The sequence below is a fragment of the Micromonospora desertarenae genome (genome assembly GCF_056150265.1).
In genome coordinates this window covers 203831-222723 of the sequence record NZ_JAXCFQ010000004.1, presented here as the reverse complement: position 1 = coordinate 222723, position 18893 = coordinate 203831, and the positions used below count along the sequence as shown (strand labels likewise).

The 18893-nt window shown below is 74.2% G+C and carries 13 protein-coding genes; 4 read left to right on the top strand and 9 right to left on the bottom strand.

Annotated features, from left to right (window positions below; all coding sequences use genetic code 11):
- Entirely contained in the window at positions 1-1338 is a 1338-nt protein-coding gene (hemL, locus tag SM577_RS09795) for a glutamate-1-semialdehyde 2,1-aminomutase (RefSeq protein WP_167180753.1), read from the bottom strand.
- A 188-nt stretch (positions 1339-1526) separates the two neighbouring features.
- Here hemL and SM577_RS09790 point away from each other — a divergent pair, with 188 nt between their 5' ends.
- Positions 1527-1862 carry an STAS domain-containing protein gene (locus SM577_RS09790; RefSeq protein WP_474582671.1) on the top strand — a complete coding sequence of 112 codons (336 nt, stop codon included), beginning with the start codon at positions 1527-1529 and terminating at the stop codon, positions 1860-1862.
- A gap of 155 nt (positions 1863-2017) precedes the next feature.
- Here the strand turns inward: SM577_RS09790 and SM577_RS09785 are convergent, their stop codons facing one another.
- Positions 2018-2572 (bottom strand): response regulator, encoded by a 555-nt coding sequence (locus SM577_RS09785; protein ID WP_474582672.1) that lies wholly within the window; start codon positions 2570-2572, stop codon positions 2018-2020.
- Positions 2569-6936, bottom strand: coding sequence for a HAMP domain-containing protein (locus SM577_RS09780; RefSeq protein WP_474582673.1), 4368 nt, complete (start codon positions 6934-6936; stop codon positions 2569-2571). The genes SM577_RS09785 and SM577_RS09780 overlap by 4 nt, the downstream gene beginning before the upstream one ends.
- A gap of 337 nt (positions 6937-7273) precedes the next feature.
- Here SM577_RS09780 and SM577_RS09775 point away from each other — a divergent pair, with 337 nt between their 5' ends.
- Positions 7274-9346, top strand: a complete 2073-nt coding sequence (locus SM577_RS09775; RefSeq protein ID WP_474586733.1) for a SpoIIE family protein phosphatase — start codon at positions 7274-7276, stop codon at positions 9344-9346.
- A 192-nt stretch (positions 9347-9538) separates the two neighbouring features.
- Here SM577_RS09775 and SM577_RS09770 read toward each other — a convergent pair whose 3' ends face one another.
- Positions 9539-10888 carry an FAD-binding oxidoreductase gene (locus SM577_RS09770; RefSeq protein WP_474582675.1) on the bottom strand — a complete coding sequence of 450 codons (1350 nt, stop codon included), beginning with the start codon at positions 10886-10888 and terminating at the stop codon, positions 9539-9541.
- Positions 10889-11014: 126 nt separating this feature from the next.
- Between SM577_RS09770 and SM577_RS09765 the strand changes: the two genes are divergently transcribed.
- Together SM577_RS09765 and SM577_RS09760 are read left to right on the top strand one after the other, a co-directional pair.
- Entirely contained in the window at positions 11015-13120 is a 2106-nt protein-coding gene (locus SM577_RS09765; RefSeq protein WP_474586870.1) for a S9 family peptidase, read from the top strand.
- Between the two features lie 10 nt (positions 13121-13130).
- A complete protein-coding gene (locus tag SM577_RS09760; RefSeq protein ID WP_474582676.1) occupies positions 13131-13328 on the top strand; it encodes a hypothetical protein in 198 nt (65 codons plus the stop codon).
- A gap of 98 nt (positions 13329-13426) precedes the next feature.
- On the opposite strand, the gene SM577_RS09755 is transcribed toward SM577_RS09760, so the two are convergent.
- The 5 genes from SM577_RS09755 to SM577_RS09735 form a co-directional block, all read right to left on the bottom strand.
- Positions 13427-15547: a bifunctional polysaccharide deacetylase/glycosyltransferase family 2 protein gene (locus SM577_RS09755; protein ID WP_474582677.1), complete on the bottom strand. Its 2121-nt coding sequence runs from the start codon at positions 15545-15547 to the stop codon at positions 13427-13429.
- Positions 15548-15550: 3 nt separating this feature from the next.
- Positions 15551-15973 (bottom strand): hypothetical protein, encoded by a 423-nt coding sequence (locus tag SM577_RS09750; RefSeq protein ID WP_474582678.1) that lies wholly within the window; start codon positions 15971-15973, stop codon positions 15551-15553.
- A gap of 109 nt (positions 15974-16082) precedes the next feature.
- Complete coding sequence (locus SM577_RS09745; protein ID WP_474582679.1) at positions 16083-17609, bottom strand: FtsX-like permease family protein; 1527 nt, start codon at positions 17607-17609, stop codon at positions 16083-16085.
- On the bottom strand, positions 17606-18307 hold the full coding sequence (locus SM577_RS09740) for an ABC transporter ATP-binding protein (protein ID WP_474582680.1): 702 nt from the start codon (positions 18305-18307) through the stop codon (positions 17606-17608). Before SM577_RS09740 ends, SM577_RS09745 begins: the two co-directional genes overlap by 4 nt.
- Complete coding sequence (locus tag SM577_RS09735) at positions 18304-18840, bottom strand: PadR family transcriptional regulator (protein ID WP_474582681.1); 537 nt, start codon at positions 18838-18840, stop codon at positions 18304-18306. The genes SM577_RS09740 and SM577_RS09735 overlap by 4 nt, the downstream gene beginning before the upstream one ends.
- Positions 18841-18893 lie beyond the last annotated feature (53 nt).

The following is an 18893-nucleotide window of genomic DNA, read 5'->3' as shown; positions in this document are numbered from 1 at the left end:
CTACCCCCCGAGACCCGCCGACGCCGCCGCGGCGGCCGCACCCGGCAGCGCGGCGGCGATCTGCTCCAGCGCGGCGTCGTCCAGCGCCGCCGACACGAACCACGATTCGAACGCGCTCGGCGGCAGGTAGACCCCGGCCGCGAGCATCGCGTGGAAGAACGCCTTGAAGGCCGGCACCTGCTGGGTGCGGGCGCTGTCGTAGTCGACCACGTCGGCGTCGGTGAAGAAGATCGAGAACATGCTGCCCGCGTACGACAGCCGGTGCGGGACCCCGGCGGCGGCCAGCGCGTCGGACGCGAGCTTGCCCACGACGGCGGCCGTCTCGTCCAGCTTGCGGTAGACCGCCTCGTCGGCCAGCCGGAGCGTGGCCAGGCCGGCGGCGCAGGCCAGCGGGTTACCGGAGAGCGTGCCGGCCTGGTAGACCGGGCCGGCCGGGGCGAGCCGGGCCATCACCTCCGCGCGACCGCCGAACGCCGCGGCAGGCAGCCCACCCCCCATGACCTTGCCGTACGTCCACAGGTCGGCGTCGCTGGCGTCGAGGCCGTGCCAGCCGGAGCGGGAGACCCGGAACCCGGTCATCACCTCGTCGACGATGAGCAGGGCGCCGTGCGCGTGCGCGATCCGGGCCAGTTCCTGGTTGAAGCCGTCGCGGGGGGCCACCACGCCCATGTTGCCCGCGGCGGCCTCGGTGATGACCGCGGCGATGTGCTGCCCCTCGGCGGCGAACGCCTCCTCCACCGCCCGCACGTCGTTGTACGGCAGCACGATGGTCTCGCTCGCCGCGGCGCCGGTGACGCCGGGCGAGTCGGGCAGGCCGAGGGTGGCCACGCCGGAGCCGGCGGCGGCGAGCAGCGCGTCGACGTGCCCGTGGTAGCAGCCGGCGAACTTCACGATCTTGGAGCGGCCGGTGAAGCCCCGGGCCAGCCGGATCGCCGACATGGTCGCCTCGGTGCCGGAGTTGACCAGCCGGACCTGCTCGACCGGGGTGCGGTCGACGATCTCGGCGGCCAGCTCGACCTCGCCCGGGGTCGGGGTGCCGAAGCTGGTGCCGCGGGCGGCGGCGGCCTGCACGGCGGCGACCACCTCCGGGTGGGCGTGACCGAGGATCAGCGGCCCCCAGGAGCAGACCAGGTCGACGTAGCGCCGGTCGTCGGCGTCGTAGAGCCAGGGACCCTCCCCCCGGACCATGAAGCGCGGGGTGCCGCCGACGGCGCGGAACGCGCGCACCGGCGAGTTCACCCCGCCCGGCACGAGGGCGCGGGCGCGGTCGAACAGGGCCTCGGAGGCCGGCGCGTCGGCCGGGTAGCGGCCGGATCCGGCGGGAAACATATCGGTCACGATGCGGCCATTGTGTCAGCGCCGGACGGCGAATCGGCAGGCACCCCGGACGGGGGTTACCAGTCTCACCCGCTCGCGCTCACGGGCGGCGGCCCGCCGCGGGCCCGGCCGGCGGCCGGGCGCTCGGATCTGGCCCGGTCGGCCCGCCTCGACAGGCCGAGCGGTCGAGATCGCGATAGGCTGACCGGGTGGATCGTGCCGAACTGTCCATCACGGTACACCGGACGGGCGACGAAGCCGTGCTGCGCCTCGCCGGTGAGATCGACATGCTCACGGCCGCCCAGCTGTCGACAGTCGTCAATGAGGTGCTGACCGACCCGCCACCGCGCATCGTGCTCGACCTCGGCGGGGTCACCTTCTGCGACTCACAGGGTCTGGGCACCCTGGTGGTCCTCAGCCGCAAGGCCAGTCACGCGCAGAGTCTGCTCGTCCTCACCCACGTGGGCGACTTCCTGCTCCGCGTGCTGGACATCACCGGCCTCCGCTCCGCCCTGATGATCCGCAACGACCAAACCACCCGCTAACCCCCCCGCCCCCCGCGCCCCCCGCCCCCCCCGAATCACCTCGTTGATCATGAGGTTGGCGGCGCCGAAAGCTGCGAAACACCCCGCCAACCTCATGATCAACACCAGGCCCCGGGGGGTGGGTGGGTGGGTGGGTGGGGTGGGGTGGGGTGGGGTTAGGGGGTGTTGCCCCAGCGGGCTTGTTCGAGGATTTCGACGGCGCGGTCGCGGGCGTCGGGGTCGTCGGCGCGCAGCAGGGCGGTCGCCTCGTCCACGGCGTCGGTCAGCATCCGCCACTGCGCGTCCCGCTCGCGCACCAGGTCGGACTGGGCGGCCAACTGGCGGGTCTTGACCCACAGCTCCACGAAGACCGACACCTTGGCGCGCAGCACCCACGGGTCGAAGGGCTTGGTGAGGTAGTCCACGGCGCCGACCGCGTATCCGCGCAGGGCGAGCTGGGCGTCCCGGTCGGCCGCGGTGAGGAAGATGATCGGCACGTGCCGGGTACGCTCCCGGCGCTTGATGTGGCTGGCCGTCTCGAAGCCGTCCATGTCCGGCATCTGGGCGTCCAGCAGGATCACCGCGAAGTCGTCCACCAGCAGCTGCTTCAGTGCCGCCTCGCCGCTCTCCACGGCGACCGACTGGACCGGCAGCCCCTGGAGGATCGCCTCCAGTGCCATCAGGTTCTCCCGCCGGTCATCGACCAGCAGCGCCTTCGCCATCTGGGTCACGAGCTCTCCTCGGTCCGGCCGCCGCTGATCCAGGACGCCATGAGCTCGATCAGCTCGTCCAGGTCGACGGGTTTGGTGATGTAGTCGCTGCCGCCGGCCGCCAGGGCGGACTCCCGGTCCCCGGGCATCGCCTTCGCGGTCAGGAAGACGACCGGCAGGTCGGCGAAGCGGTGGTTACGCCGGATCTGCCGGGTCGTCTCGTAACCGTCCTGGTCCGGCATCATCGCGTCCATCAGGACGATGTCCACCTCCGGATGCTCGGCCAGCAGGCGGACGCCGTCCGCCCCGTTGTCCGAGTACAACACGGTCATGCCGTGCAGTTCCAACGCGCTGGTCAGCGCGAAGACGTTCCGGACGTCGTCGTCCACGATCAGCACGGTGGCCCCCTCGAGCCGCCGGGTGGTCGGGCCGGGGGTCGGTTCGGTCAGCTCCACCGGCGGCATGAGCAGCGAGGACGGCAGCCCCGCGCGGGACGGCGACGGCGGCAGCGGGGCCACCACCGCGTCCGGCGCCAGCACGTCCGGCACGAAGAGCGTGAACGTCGAGCCCTGCCCGGGCGCCGAGGTCACGCTGATCGCGCCGCCGAGCAGCCGGGCCAGGTCGCGGCTGATCGACAGCCCCAGCCCGGTGCCGCCGTAGCGGCGGCTGGTGGTGCCGTCGGCCTGCTGGAACGCCTCGAAGATCAGCGACAGCTTGTCGTCCGAGATCCCGATGCCGGTGTCGATCACCGTGAACGCGATCACCTGCCGGGCGTTCACCAGGGCCGGCACGTCGAAGACCTCGTTCTCCGCCGCCGGCGCGATGCGCAGCGTCACCGCGCCGTTGTCGGTGAACTTGACAGCGTTGGAGAGCAGGTTGCGCAGGATCTGCTGCAACCGCTGGGCGTCGGTGACCACCGAGGGCGGCAGGTCCTTGCTGACCCGCACCTGGAAGTCCAGGCCCTTCTCCTCGGCCTGCGGCGCGAACGCCTGCTCGACGTACGCGCGGATGTCGTCGAACCGGACCTCGGTCGGCTCGACGTCCATCCGGCCCGCCTCGATCTTGGACAGGTCGAGGATGTCGTCGATCAGCGAGAGCAGGTCGGAGCCGGCGCTGTGGATGGTCCGGGCGAACTCGATCTGCTTCGGGGTGAGGTTCTGCTCCGAGTTCTCCGCCAGCAGCCGGGCCAGCAGCAGCAGCGAGTTCAGCGGCGTCCGCAGCTCGTGGCTCATGTTGGCCAGGAACTCCGACTTGTACGCCGACGCCCGGGTGAGCTGCTGTGCCTTCTCCTCCAGGCCGAGCCGGGCCAGCTCGATCTCCCGGTTCTTGGTCTCGATGTTGCCCTTCTGCTCGGAGAGCAGGGTGGCCTTCTCCTCCAGTTCGGCGTTGGTGCGCTGCAGCTCCGCCGACTGCTCCTGCAGTTCCAGCGCCAGCCGCTGGGACTGCGCCAGCAGCTCCTCGGTACGCCGGTTCGCCTGGATGGTGTTCACCGCGATGCCGATGGTGAGCACCAGCCGCTCCAGGAACGACAGGTGCAGCTCGGAGAAGGGGGTCACGCTGGCGAACTCGATCACGCCGAGCAGCTCTCCCTCGAAGAGCACCGGCAGCACGACCAGGTCGGCCGGCGGGGTGTCGGCCAGCCCCGAGCGGAGGGTGAGCCGCCCGTCCGGCGAGCCGCCGACCCGGATCGTCCGGCGGGAGAGGGCGGTCTGGCCGACCAGCCCCTCGCCCGGCCCGAAGGTCACGTCGTGCCCGCGCGCCACGTAGCCGTACGAGGCGGTCAGCCGCAGCCGCATCACGCCCTCGGAGGTGTCCGCCAGGAAGAACGCGCCGAGCTGGGCGTCGACCAGCGGGGTCACCTCCATCATGATCATGCGGCAGACCTCGCCGAGGTCGCGCTGACCCTGGAGCAGACCGCCGATCCGGGCCAGGTTCGAGTCGAGCCAGCCCTGCTCGGCGTTCTTCTTGGTCGTCTCCCGGAGGGTGACGATCATCTGGTTGATGTTGTCCTTCAGCTCGGCGACCTCGCCCTGCGCCTTGACGGCGATCCGCTGGGTCAGGTCGCCCCGGGTCACCGAGGTGGAGACCTGGGCGATCGCGCGCAGCTGGGTGGTGAGCGTCGAGGCGAGCTGGTTGACGTTCTCGGTGAGGTCCCGCCAGGTGCCGGAGACCCCCTTCACCTGGGCCTGACCGCCGAGCTTGCCCTCGGTGCCCACCTCGCGGGCCACCCGGGTCACCTCGTCGGCGAACGACGACAGCTGGTCCACCATCGTGTTGACGGTGTTCTTCAGCTCCAGGATCTCGCCCTGCGCGTCGACCGTGATCTTCTGCGACAGGTCGCCCTTGGCCACCGCCGTGGTCACCGAGGCAATGTTGCGCACCTGGCTGGTCAGGTTCGACGCCATCGAGTTCACGTTGTCGGTCAGGTCCCGCCAGGTACCGCTGACGCCCTTCACCTGCGCCTGACCGCCGAGCTTGCCCTCGGTGCCCACCTCGCGGGCCACCCGGGTCACCTCGTCGGCGAACGACGACAACTGGTCCACCATCGTGTTGACAGTCGACTTCAGCTCCAGGATCTCGCCCTGCGCGTCGACCGTGATCTTCTGGGACAGGTCGCCCTTGGCCACCGCCGTGGAGACCTGGGCGATGTTGCGCACCTGGGCGGTCAGGTTGGACGCCATCGAGTTCACGTTGTCGGTCAGGTCCCGCCAGGTGCCGGCGACCCCGCGGACCTGGGCCTGGCCGCCGAGCTTGCCCTCGGTGCCCACCTCGCGGGCCACCCGGGTCACCTCGTCGGCGAACGAGGAGAGCTGGTCCACCATCGTGTTGACAGTCGACTTCAGCTCCAGGATCTCGCCCCGGGCGTCCACGGTGATCTTCTGCGACAGGTCGCCCTTGGCCACCGCCGTGGTCACCGAGGCGATGTTGCGCACCTGGCTGGTCAGGTTCGACGCCATCGAGTTCACGTTGTCGGTCAGGTCGCGCCAGGTACCGCTGACGCCCTTGACCTGCGCCTGGCCGCCGAGCTTGCCCTCGGTGCCCACCTCGCGGGCCACCCGGGTCACCTCGTCGGCGAACGACGAGAGCTGGTCCACCATCGTGTTGACGGTGTTCTTCAGCTCCAGGATCTCGCCCTGCGCGTCGACGGTGATCTTCTGGGACAGGTCGCCCTTGGCCACCGCGGTGGAGACCTGGGAGATGTTGCGCACCTGGCTGGTCAGGTTGCCGGCGAGCTGGTTGACGTTCTCGGTGAGGTCCCGCCAGGTGCCGGAGACCCCGCGCACCTGCGCCTGGCCGCCCAGCTTGCCCTCGATGCCCACCTCCCGGGCCACCCGGGTCACCTCGTCGGCGAACGACGACAACTGGTCCACCATCGTGTTGACGGTGTCCTTCAGCTCCAGGATCTCGCCCTGCGCGGCCACGGTGATCTTCTGCGACAGGTCGCCCCGGGCCACCGCCGTGGAGACCTGGGCGATGTTGCGCACCTGGCTGGTCAGGTTCGACGCCATCGAGTTGACGCTGTCGGTGAGGTCCTTCCAGGTGCCGGCCACGTTCGGCACCTCGGCCTGGCCGCCCAGCTTGCCCTCGGTGCCCACCTCCCGGGCCACCCGGGTGACCTGCTCGGCGAAGAGCCGCAGCGTGTCGGTGAGGTAGTTCATCGTGTCGGCCAGCTCGGCGACCTCGCCGCGCGCCCCGACGGTGATCTTCTGCGACAGGTCGCCCTTCGCCACCGCCGTCGCCACCTGGGAGATCGACCGCACCTGGCCGGTGAGGTTCGACGCCATGGTGTTCACCGAGTCGGTGAGGTCCTTCCAGGTGCCGGCCACGCCGCGGACGTCGGCCTGGCCGCCCAGCTTGCCCTCGGTGCCCACCTCGCGGGCCACCCGGGTCACCTCGTCGGCGAACGACGAGAGCTGGTCGACCATGGTGTTCACGGTGCGCCCGATGCGCAGGTACTCACCGCGCAGCGGCCGGCCGTCGATCTCCAGCGCCATGTGCTGGGAGAGATCACCGTCGGCGACCGCCACGATCACCCGGGCGATCTCGGTGGTCGGCCGGCCCAGGTCGTCGATCAGCGAGTTGATCGCCCGCTGGCCCTCCGCCCACGAGCCGTCCAGCCCCTCGTCGTCCAGGCGTTCCGTGAGCCGGCCGTCCCGGCCGACGATCCGGCTGATCCGGCGCAGGTCGAGGTACTGCCGCTCCTGGAGGGAGACCACCTCGTTGAAGGCGTCCGCCACCTCACCCGCCCGGCCCGCCCGCCTGGGCAGCCGGACCTTGAGGTCGCCGCGGCGCACCCGCCGCAGCGCCTCGGTCAGCTCGACGAGGACCGCCTCGTGGTCGGGCGCGGTCTGGTCCGCGGCTACCGACTGTTTCGCCGTGGTCATCATTCCTCGCTCACGTCGGGGGCCACCGGTGCGTGCCGGCACGTTGGCATCCCATCATTGTGCCTGCGAGCTCGGCCAGCGCCACGTCGCGCGCCGCTCGGCACGCGCGAACCGACCACCGCCGCCCGGCCCGGCCCGCCGCGCCGACCGGGTCGGGACCGCTCCCGGCCCGGCTGGAAGGGCTGGCTCGGACCGTCGGGGCGCCCGCTTTCGGCCCGGCCGGGACCGGTCGTCCGGAGCGGGTGGGGCTGCCGGCGGCCGCCCGGCCCAGCCGGCCTGGGGCCGGGCGGTGGGGGATCGGCTTGGCACCGGGCGGGTGGCGGTGGAGGATACGAGGGTGGCAGCGGAGGCAGGCCCCACGACGACCGGGGGCCCGGATGAGCATGTCCGGCGGGTCCGGCTGCCCGCCGACCGGCGTACGCCCGCCGCCGCGCGGGCCGTCGTCCGCTCGGTGCTCGCCGAGGCGCACCTCGACCAGCTGCTCAACGAGGCGCTGCTGCTGACCACGGAACTCTCCACCAACGCGGTGGAGCACGCCGGCACGGAACTGGACATCGAGGTCGTCGCCGACCGTACCGGGCTGACGGTGATGGTGTCGGACTTCGCGTCCGGCCCGGTCGACGAGCTGACCGTGGGCGTCCGCAACGACGCCACCGAGATCACCGAGGTCGCCGAGCGCGGCCGGGGCCTGCTGCTGGTCGACCACTTCGCCAGCCGGTGGGGCACCACCTACCTGCCCAGCGGCAAGGGCGTCTGGTTCCGGCTGGACCGGCCCGACCCGCCGGGCGACTCGGCCCCGGAGCCGGCGGTGCCGCCGGGCAACGGCGGGACCGGAACCCCCGTCGGGGAGAGCTCCGCGCCGAGCGCCGGCGCGATGAGCGCGCTGATGCAGATCACCCCCGATCCGTACGCCGAGGACCCGCTGCCCGACTTCGCTACCAGCCTGCTCACCCGGGTCGCCGAGATGGTCGGCGCGGCCGGCGGCGTGGTCCGGCTGGACCGGGGCGACGGGCAGGGCCCCCAGGTGCTGGCCCGGTACGGCCGCCAGCCCCGGCCCGACCACGAGCTGGTCCGGGTGCCGCTCACCGTGCACCGGCCGTACGCCGGCGAGCTGGAGCTGGACACGGCGCCCTCGGCGTACGCCCGGCCGCTGGCGGCGCTGATGGCCGAGCGGCTCTCGCTGCACCTGGAGAACGACCGGCTGCGCCGGGCGGACGTGCGCCGGCAGGCCTGGCTGACCTTCCTCGCCGAGGCCAGTGAGCTGCTCGCCCAGTCCCTGGACGTCGAGTTGACCATGGCGCTCATCCCGCAGCTGGTGGTGCCCCGGCTCGGCCAGTGGTGCGCGGTGCACACCACCGACGAGTGGGGCCGGCTGCGGCTCGCGGCGGCCAGCCACGCCGACGAGGCGATGCTGCCGCAGTTGCACGCGGTGCTGCGGGAGACCGGCCCGGACTCGGTCCAGGCGCGGCTGCGCGAGGCGTCCCGCAACGGCACCCAGACGCCGCTCGGCACCCCGATGGAGGGCTTCGCCGTCCCGCTGATCGCCCGGGGGCAGCGGCTCGGCACCCTGGCCGTGGGCCGGCCGCAGCGACACCGGCACGACCCGGACGAGGTCGCCGTGCTGGAGGACGTGGCCCGCCGCGCCGCGCTGGCCATCGAGAACGCCCGGATCCACGCCGAGCGCCGCCGGGTGGCGCACACCCTCCAGCAGTCGCTGCTGCCGCCGGTGCTGCCCGTGGTCGAGGGCATCGGCTTCGCCGCCGAGTACGTCCCGACCGGCGACGACGCCGACGTCGGGGGCGACTTCTACGACGTTCTGCCGCTGCCCGACGGGCGCTGGCTGGTGGTGGTCGGCGACGTATCCGGCAAGGGGGTGCAGGCGGCCGCGGTCACCGGCCTGGTCCGGGACGTGATCCGGGTGCTGGTCGGGGACGGCAAGCCGCTGCCGGAGGTGCTGTCCCGGCTGAACGAGACGCTGGTCGAGCGGGGCAGTGGACGCTACTGCACGCTGGCCCTGGCCGCCGTCGGCCCCGGTGAGCGCGACCAGCTCGACGTCTCGCTGCACCTGGCCGGCCACGACCGGCCGGTGCTGGTGGGCGGCAGCGGTGGCGCGACCTTCGTCGGCACCGGCGGCACCGCGCTCGGGCTGCTCGACTCGATCGCCTCGCCGACGGCGGAACTCTCCCTCGACCCCGGCGACGCGCTGATCTTCTACACCGACGGGGTCACCGAGCGCCGGCGCGGCCGGGAACTCTTCGGCACCGACCGGCTCCGGGACGCCGCCGCCCCGCTGGCCGGCTACTCGGCGGACGTGGTGGCGGCCCGGCTGCGGTCCACCGCCATCGGGTTCTCCGGCGAGCCGCCGCGCGACGACATCGCCATCCTGGTCCTCCGCAACGACGCCGCCTGACCCGGCCGGCCAGCGTGATCGGCCCGGGATGCGGCACCTCGCGCCCAGCGCACGCCCCGAAAGCCCGTGATGCCGCATCCAGACGGACCTCGGCGGGGGCGGGCGCCGGGCCATGATGCCCGCTGGGCTCCGACCTCGGCGGCGGGCCGCCGAGCGGCGCGACCGGCGGCGCACACCGAGGACGGAAACCGGTCAGAGGCCGCCGGGCAGCCGGCCGGGAGCGAGCCGGTGGTGCGGGTCGAGATGCTCCTTGGCCTCCCGCAGCCGGGCCAGCCCGGCCAGCTCGCCCCACAGGTCGACCGCCCGCCGCACCGGCGCCGGCGCGGCGACCACCACGCACCGGCCCTTGCGGGCGAGCAGCACCCCGCGGACGGCGGCGACGATCGCGGCGACCCGGTCGGCCGGCAGCGCCCCGGGCAGGGCGGCGTGCACCACGCCCAACCCGGCCGAGCCGCGGACCGGCACCGGGGCGCCGGCCGCGTCGCGCAGCGCGTAGACGGCGGCGTGCAGGTCGGTGATCGGCACCTCGATGCGCAGCGCGGTGTCGCCCGGGCCGAACGGGTAGCGCCGCCACCAGCCCGGGGCGGCCTGCTGGGTGCCCGCCCCCTCGCCGAAGAGCCCGACCAGGCGCTCGGCCCGCTCGGCCACGTCGGCCGGGCCGCCCTCCAGCAGCACCGCCAGGCTGCCGGCGGCGGCCGGGCCGGTCGGCGTGCGCCCCGTCATGGACGGATGGCGCGCCATCGCCGCGGCCCGGCCGCGCGGCACCGGCCGGGATCCCGCACCGGCCGGTAGATCCAGCTCGACGGCGGCCGGGTCGAGCCGGGCGGCGAGCAGCGTCCGCACCAGGTCGTGCACCTCCAGCGGGGTCCACACCGGACGGGTGACCCAGACCCGGCGCGCCGGCGCGGCCTGCACCCGCAGGGTCGCCGAGACCAGCACGCCGAGCGCCCCCTGCGAGCCGCAGAGCAGGCGGGCCAGCTCCAGCCCCGGCGCGCCACCGCCGGCGCTGACCAGTTCGCCGTCGGCGTCGAGGTAGCGCAGGCCGACCAGTTGGTCGCAGGGGGTGCCGTGGCGGTGCCGCAGCGGCCCGGCCTCGCCGGCGGCGAGCACCCCGCCGAGGGTCGCCCCGGGCGAGGGCGCGTCCAGCGCCAGCCGCTGCCCGGTGCGCTCCAACGTGGCCTGCACCGCCCGCAGTGGAGTTCCCGCGCCGACCTCGGCCGTCGGCGCGCCCACCGGCTGGTGGCCGATCCCGGCGAGCCGCCCGGTGTCGAGCATGATGTCGACCCGGTCGGGGGCGGCACCCCAGTCGAGCTTGGTGCCGGCACCCCGGGGCACCACCGTCAGGTCGTGCGCGGCGGCCAGCCGGAGCACCTCGGCGGCCGCGGCCGGACCGCCGGGCACCGCTACCCAACGGGCCGGGCGACCGGCGACCTCGTCGGCCGGGCCGGCGAAGCGGGCGAACGGCGGGCCGCAGATCTCGGTCAGGCGTCGGGTGATGTCGAGGGCTCCGGGTCGATCGGTGGAACTCGCTGCAGCCGCCATGCCGGCCATCGTACATGTGTTCGAAAGACGGTGGCGGTGCTTCACCAGATCGGGCGACGGGCGGCGGCCGGCCGGTAACGTGACGCCGTGACCACCGAGACTTCCGACAACTCCGGCTCGGCCCGTCTGACGCCGCGCCACGAGCCGTCGCCCGCGCCCGTGGCGAAGCGGGTGCCCACCGAGCGCACCCACCACGGCGACACCGTCATCGACGAGTACGCCTGGCTCGCCCGCAAGGACGACCCGGCGACGATCGCCTACCTGACCGCGGAGAACTCGTACACCGAGGCGCGCACCGCCCACCTGGCCGGGCTGCGTGCGGAGCTGTTCGAGGAGACCCGCCGGCGTACCCAGGAGACCGACCTGTCGGTGCCGACCCGCAAGGGCGGCCACTGGTACTACACCCGCACGGTCGAGGGCCAGCAGTACGGCGTGCACTGCCGCCGGGCGGTCCGCGACGGCGAGACCGAGCCGCCGGTCAGCGCCGACGGCGCCCCGCTGGAGGGCGAGGAGGTGCTGCTCGACGGCAACCTGCTCGCCGAGGGGCACGACTTCTTCGCGCTCGGCGCCTTCGACGTCAGCCCGGACGGGCGCTGGCTGGCGTACTCGACGGACTTCTCCGGCGACGAGCGGTTCACCCTGCGGGTGAAGGACCTCGCCACCGGCGAGCTGCTCCCCGACGAGATCCCCGGCACCTTCTACGGCACCGCCTGGTCCGCCGACGCGTCGGTGCTGTTCTACCTGACGGTGGACGACGCCTGGCGGCCGCACCGGGTCTGGCGGCACGTGATCGGCTCGGCCGCGGGCGACGACGTGGTGGTGCACCAGGAGGACGACGAGCGGTTCTGGGTCGGGGTCGAGCTGACCCGCTCGGAGCGGTTCATCCTGATCGACATCGCCAGCAAGGTCACCAGCGAGGTACGGGTCATCCCGGCCGGCAACCCGACCGGCGCGCCGGCGATCATCGCGCCCCGGCGGCAGGGCGTGGAGTACTCGGTCGAGCACCACGGCCACCGGTTCCTGATCCTGCACAACGACGGCGCGGAGGACTTCGCGCTGGCGTACACCTCGGCGGACGCGCCCGGCGACTGGGTGCCGCTGATCGAGCACCGCCCCGGCACCCGGCTGGAGTCGGTGGACGCGTTCGCCGACCACCTGGTCGTCTCGCTGCGCAGCAACGGGCTGACCGGGGTGCGGGTGCTGCCGATCGGCGGCGGCGACCCGTACGACATCGACTTCCCGGAGCCGATCTACAGCGTCGGCCTGGACGCCAACCCGGAGTACCGCACCACCCAGCTGCGGCTGCGCTACACCTCGCTGGTCACCCCCGACTCGGTCTACGACTACGACCTGGTCACCCGGCAGATGGTGCTGCGCAAGCGGAAGCCGGTGCTGCCCGGGCCGGACGGGCGGCCGTACGACCCGGCCGACTACGAGCAGCACCGCGACTGGGCGCTGGCCGACGACGGCACCCGGGTGCCGATCTCGCTGGTCTGCCGCAAGGGCACCCCGCGCGACGGTTCCGCCCCCTGCGAGCTGTACGGCTACGGCTCGTACGAGGCCAGCATGGACCCGTGGTTCTCGGTGGCCCGGCTCTCCCTGCTCGACCGCGGCGTGGTCTTCGCGGTGGCGCACACCCGGGGCGGCGGCGAGCTGGGCCGCCGCTGGTACGACCAGGGCAAGCTGCTGGCCAAGAAGAACACCTTCACCGACTTCGTGGCCTGCGCCCGGCACCTGGTCAAGGCCGGCTGGACGGCCAGCGACCGGCTGGTCGCCCGGGGCGCCTCGGCGGGCGGGCTGCTGATGGGCGCGGTGGCCAACATCGCTCCGGACGCGTTCGCCGGCATCGTCGCGCAGGTGCCGTTCGTGGACGCGCTCACCTCGATCCTCGACCCGTCACTGCCGCTGACCGTCACCGAGTGGGAGGAGTGGGGCAACCCGCTCGAGGACCCCGAGGTGTACGCGTACATGAAGTCCTACACGCCGTACGAGAACGTGGCGGCCCGGGACTACCCGGCCATCCTCGCGGTGACCAGCCTGAACGACACCCGGGTGCTCTACCACGAGCCGGCCAAGTGGATCGCCCGGCTGCGGGCCACCGCACCGGCGGGCGACTACCTGCTGAAGACCGAGATGGGCGCCGGCCACGGTGGACCGAGCGGCCGCTACGACGCCTGGAAGGAGGAGGCGTTCATCAACGCCTGGATCCTCGACCGGCTGGGTCGCGCCTGAGGCCCCCGCGGTGACCACCGACGACGACCGGGCGGACGGGACGCCGCCCGGTCCGGCGGCGGCGCCGGCGGAGCAGCCGATCGCCCGGCGCGGACCGGCCTGGCTGGTCCTCGGCGTGGTCGCCGCCGCGCTGCTGGTCTGCTGCTGCTCGGCCCTCGTCGGCCTGGCCATCTCCTGGTCCACCGGCCTCTTCGACGCCCCACCCTGACCCACCCCACCCCCACCCCGCCCGCGCTCGTACAGAGAAAGAGTGGCCATCCTTCGCGGAATGGCCACTCTTTCTCGGTACGTGCGGGATGCGGGGGGTCAGGCGGGGCGGCCGGTGACCAGGGCGGCGGCTTCGCCGGTGCGGACCATGCGCTGCCAGCGCAGCCGGTTGCCGATCAGGGCGGTGACCACCGACTGCACCACCACCAGGTACATCACCTGGCGGTAGACCAGTTGCTGAAACGGCAGGCTCCACAGCGGCCCGAGCCGCTCCCGGTCCAGCCGCAGCGCGTAACCGGCGGTGAGCGCCTGGAGCAGCAGCAGCCCGGCCCAGGCCAGGGCGAGCGACGACCAGGGCAGGAAGAGCAGGCCGTAGAGGGCGAAGACGTCCACCGCCGGCGCGGTCAGCGGCAGCACGATCTGGAACACCGCCAGGTAGGGCAGGCCGCGCCGGCCGAGCTTGCCGCCGGCGCCCCGCTCGCGCAGCGAGTGCCGGTGCTTCCACATCGCCTGCATGGTGCCGTAGCACCAGCGGTAGCGCTGCCGCCAGAGCTGGCGCAGCGACGACGGCGCCTCGGTCCAGGCGATCGCCGACTCCTCGTAGACCACCCGCCAGCCGGCCCGCAGCACCCGCATGGTGAGGTCGGTGTCCTCGGCCAGGGTGTCCGCGGGCACCCCGCCGACGGCGAGCAGCACCTGCCGCCGGAACGCGCCGATCGCGCCCGGGATGGTCGGCATGCACTCCAGCACGTCGTACATCCGGCGGTCGAGGTTGAAGCCGATCACGTACTCCAGGTGCTGCCACCGGCCGAGCAGCCGGCGCCGGTTGGCGACCTTGGTGTTGCCGGAGATCGCGCCCACGGTCGGGTCGGCGAAGCCCTGCACCAGCCGGTACACGGTGTCCGGCTGGAACACCGTGTCGCCGTCCACCAGCACCAGCAGGTCGGCCCGGGCGGCCCGGATCCCGGTGTTCAGTGCCGCCGGCTTCCCGGCGTTGGCCTGCCGGACGACCCGCACCCCGCGCAGCCGCATCCGCTCCACGATGTCCGCGGTGCCGTCGGTGGAGCCGTCGTCGACCACGATCACCTCCAGCGCCGGATACGCGCTGGCCACCAGCGACCGCACGGTCGCGGCGATGTTGGCCGCCTCGTTGTACGCCGGCACGATCACCGAGACCGGCACGGTGACCGGCGGGCGGCGGTGCGCCGGCCGGCGGACCCGCCGCACGTGCCGCTGGGCACAGACCACCTGGACGGCCAGCCGGGCCACGCCCAGCACCAGCGCGACCCCGAGCAGCACGTTCATCGCCGTGGCCAGCCCGCCGGCGCCGAGCTGGGCCCAGCGCAGGGCGGTGCCGCTCCAGCGGCTGCCGGCGCCGGCCGGCACCATCGACTCCGGCGCCTCGATCCCGGCCGAGACGGTGGTGAACCGGTAGCCCTGCCGGGTCAGTTCGGGCAGCAGCCGGTCCAGCGCGGCGACGGTCTGGGCCCGGTCGCCGCCGCCGTCGTGCATCAGCACCACCGCGCCCCGCCCCTTCGCCGGGGTGGCCGCCGCGACGATGGCCGGCACCCCGGGGCGTTGCCAGTCCCTGGTGTCCCGGTCGGCGAGCACCGCGACGTGGCCGCTGCCGGCGGCGGCGCGCAGCGCCGCGTACTCCGGCCCGGTCAGCGCCTGCGGGCTGGACGAGAACGGCGGCCGGAGCAGGGTCACCTCCCGGCCGGTGGCCGCGGCGACCGCCTTACGGGTCAGTGAGAGTTCCAGGTCCCGCCGCCACTGCGGGGCGCTGCCCAGCTCGGCGTGGGTGAAGGTGTGCGAGCCGATCTCGTGTCCCTCGGCGAGCATCCGCCGGACCAGGTCCGGGTGCTCGTTCACCCGGGCGCCGACCACGAAGAAGGTGGCGTGGGCGCGGTGCCGGCGCAGCACGTCGAGCACCTGCGGGGTCCAGCGCGGGTCCGGCCCGTCGTCGAAGGTGAGCGCGATGGTGCGGTCCGGCAGCGTACGGTCGACCGGCTCGTCCCGGTCCAGCCGCAGCACCGGGCCGCCGGAGGTGACCTCCTTCGGTACGCCGGCCGCCGCGGCGTCGCCGGCCCCCGGCCCGGAGCCGCCGGCCAGCCCGGTCACCAGGCCGTTCAGGGTGAGCGCGGCGAGCAGCAGCACCAGGCCGAGCAGGAGCAGGATCCAGTGCGCCCGCGGGTCCCGCCGGGCGACGTGTCGCGCCACCGGCTACCTCGGCTTGCCCGGAGACTTCGACGGCTTGCCGGTGGTCTCGCGCCGCTCGTCGCCCTGGCCCGGGTGGTCCGAGGCGGTGGGGTGCGCGGCGGACGGGAGCGTGCCGGGCCGCGCCCCGGACGTCGGCGAGCCGGTCGGCATCGGCGCCGAGGTGCTGGTCGCCGCCGGCGGACCGGGCGTGACCAGGGATGCCTCCCCGAGCTCGGCACGGCCGTCCACGCCGGCGTCCACGGGCGCCCGGTCGTCGGACCAGCCGGGCACCGAGACCGAGGTGTCCAGGAAGATGCCGGCGAGGATCAGCGCCAGGCTGGCCAGCAGTCCGACGCCCATGGCGCTGCCGGCGATGACGGTGAGCCGGCGGCGGCGTCCCGTGCCGTCCACGAACACCGGCGTCGGCCCGCCCGGCTGGTTCCGCATCTGGTGCACTCTCCCGCTGCCACGCGCGTCCGGTCCGGTCCGGCCGCGGGCCCGGTGACCGGGCCTTCGGTGCTGACAGCGCCCCGGCGTCGCCGGGCGTTACACCGCGTCAGGTCGTCCGCAGCTCCTCCAGCGCCGTGCTGGACCGCAGGAAGAGCAGGCCGACACCGACGGTGACCAGCACCGCGGCCAGCGCGCCCGCGCCGAGCAGCGCCAGCTGCTCCAGCGGTACGTCCGGCGTCAGCTCGCGGTGGACCGGCTCGACCAGACGCTCGTACCGGGCCCGGGTGGCCGGATCCGCGCACAGCTGCGGCCCGGCGTCACAGACCATCCCGCTGACCCGGCCGGTGGAGACCGGGCCGGACCAGGCCCGCCCGATCAGCAGCCCGACGGTCATCGCCACCAGGATCGCCGGGACCACCGGCACCAGCGCCTGCCAGGCGATGGAGCGGCCGACGACGCCGCGCGGCACGCCGCTGGCCACCAGCGCCGCGTACGCCCGGCGGCGGGCGACGATGCCCTCGACCAGCGCGACCAGCAGGCCGCCGGCGGCGATCGTCACGGCCACCGCCACGGCCAGGTCGACCAGGTCCATGGTGCGCAGGTAGAACGGGTTCGCGCCCTCGTCGACGCCGACCAGCCGGTGCTCCTCGCGCTCCACCCGGTCGCTGAGCGCGAAGTAGGCGCGCTGCGCCGCCGCGCCCGCCCCGAAGACCACCGCGGCGAGCAGGGCGGCGAAGGTCCGGCTGCCGGCCCACGGGTCGGCCGTCAGCCGGCGGGCCGCCAGCAGCGCCGCCGGGCGCCGGGCGAACCGGTGCAGCAGCCGCCCCGAGGCGTACGAGATCCAGCCGGTGCCGAGCACCACGCCGAGGACGGCGGCGAGGGCGCCCCCGACCACCACCGTGGGCACCAGCCAGCGGGCCGTTCCGTGCCCCAGGCCGTCCCCGGTGCGCAACACCGGCAGGGTGCCCACGCTGGCGGCCAGCCCCAGCCCGATCAGGAGGCCCGGCCAGGGCCGCGGTCCCCGCCGCCGGCCGGTGCGGCGGACCACCCCGAACGGCGTGGTGGTGACCCGGCGCAGCAGCAGGGCGGTGGCCGCCGCCGCGACCAGCGGCAGCCCCAGCACCACGGCGACCAGCGCGCCGACCGGCGGCAGCACGTCGGTGGGGAGCGCGAGCAGACCCCGCTCGTCCGGACGGTGCAGCAGTTCACGGCCGCCCAGGTGGAGCGCGAGCCCGGCGAGCGCGCCGAGCAGGGCGGCCAGCCCGGTCTCGGACACCGCCACCCGGGTCACCTGGCCGGGGGTGGCGCCGGCCAGCCGGAGCGCGGCCAGCCGGCGATCCCGGGCCGGCGCGCCGAGCCGGGCGCACTGCCCGGCCAGCGCCAGCACCGGGATGGTGAGCAGCACCAGCGCGAACGCGGTGCCGCCGCGCAGCCCCGGCTCGCGTAGCAGGTTGTTGCGGTACTGCTCGGCCTGCGCCCACGGGTCGCCCGGCACCTCGGGGATGGCCAGCACGGTCAGCGCGGCCAGCACGGCGAGAGTGGCCAGGGCGGCGCTGAGCCCGGTCAGCACCACCCGGACGGTGTCGGTTCGGGTGCCGGCCAGCGCCAGCCGGAGCAGCGTCGCCGGCCTCACCGGTGACCGCCGGCCAGCGGTGCGTCGAGCCCCAGCCCGGTGTGGTCCACCATGCCGTCGCGCAGGACGACCTCGCGGTCGGCGTACGCGGCGATCCGCGGTTCGTGGGTGACCAGCACGACAGTGGTGCCCTGCTGGCGGGCCAGCCGGACCAGCTGGGTGAGCACCTGTTCGCCGGTGAGCGTGTCCAGCGCGCCGGTCGGCTCGTCGGCGAAGAGCACCCGGGGCTCGGTGACCAGCGCCCGGGCGGTGGCGCAGCGCTGCTGCTGGCCGCCGGACATCTCACCCGGCCGGGCGTCGGCCAGCTCGGCCACCCCGAACCGGTCCAGCCAGGTGAGCGCCGCGGTCCGCGCCTCTCGCCGCCCCGTGCCGGCGAGAAGCAGCGGAAGGGCGACGTTCTCCGCCGCGGTCAGCTCGGCGACGAGCTGACCGAACTGGAACAGCACCCCGAACTCGGTGCGGCGCAGCCGGGACCGGGCCGCCTCGGACCAGGTGTCGATCCGCTCGCCGCGCCAGCTCACCTCGCCCGCGTCCGGCCGCAGGATCCCGGCGAGGCAGTGCAGCAGGGTGGACTTGCCGCAGCCGCTGGGCCCGGTGACGGCGACGATCTCCCCCGCGGCGACGTCGAGCGTTACGCCGCGCAGGGCGGGCGTCGGCCCGTACGCCTTGACCACCGCGCGAGCCTGGAGTTGCGTCACGAGTGCACCTCCCGGTGCCAGTCGGCGACCCGGTCCAGGGTGGTGCGCAACCACCGGAGATCGGCGTCGAGGTGAGCGATGGCGTAGTCGGCCGCCACGACGTCGTCGAGGGTGGCCGACGGGGACGTCTTGACGGCGGTCAGCTCGCGCAGCCGGTCGGTGTGCGCCCCGCGCTGGGCGACCAGATAGGCCCGGGCCCGGTCGACGTCGGCCACCAGCAGCGCCACCACCACCTTGGCGAAGAGCGTGCTGGTGACGTACGGCATCGGCGGCTCGACGGCGCCGAGCCACCGGTCGAGCGCGGCGCGCCCCTGCTCGGTCAGCTGGTACGCGGTGCGCTCCGGGCCACCCTGGCGCTCCTGCCCGGCCGCCGCCACCAGCCCGTCGCGGTGCAGCCGGCCGAGCGTGGCGTAGACCTGCCCGAAGGCCAGCGGACGGGCCCGGGGCAGCCGCTCGTCGTGCGCGCGCTTGAGCTCGTAGCCGTGCTTGGTGCCGGTGGCGAGCAGCCCGAGCAGGACGTGCGGAGTGGACACGCCCGCCACTATTCACTGAGTGAATAGCGGCTGTCAACGAAGCCCGCGCGGGC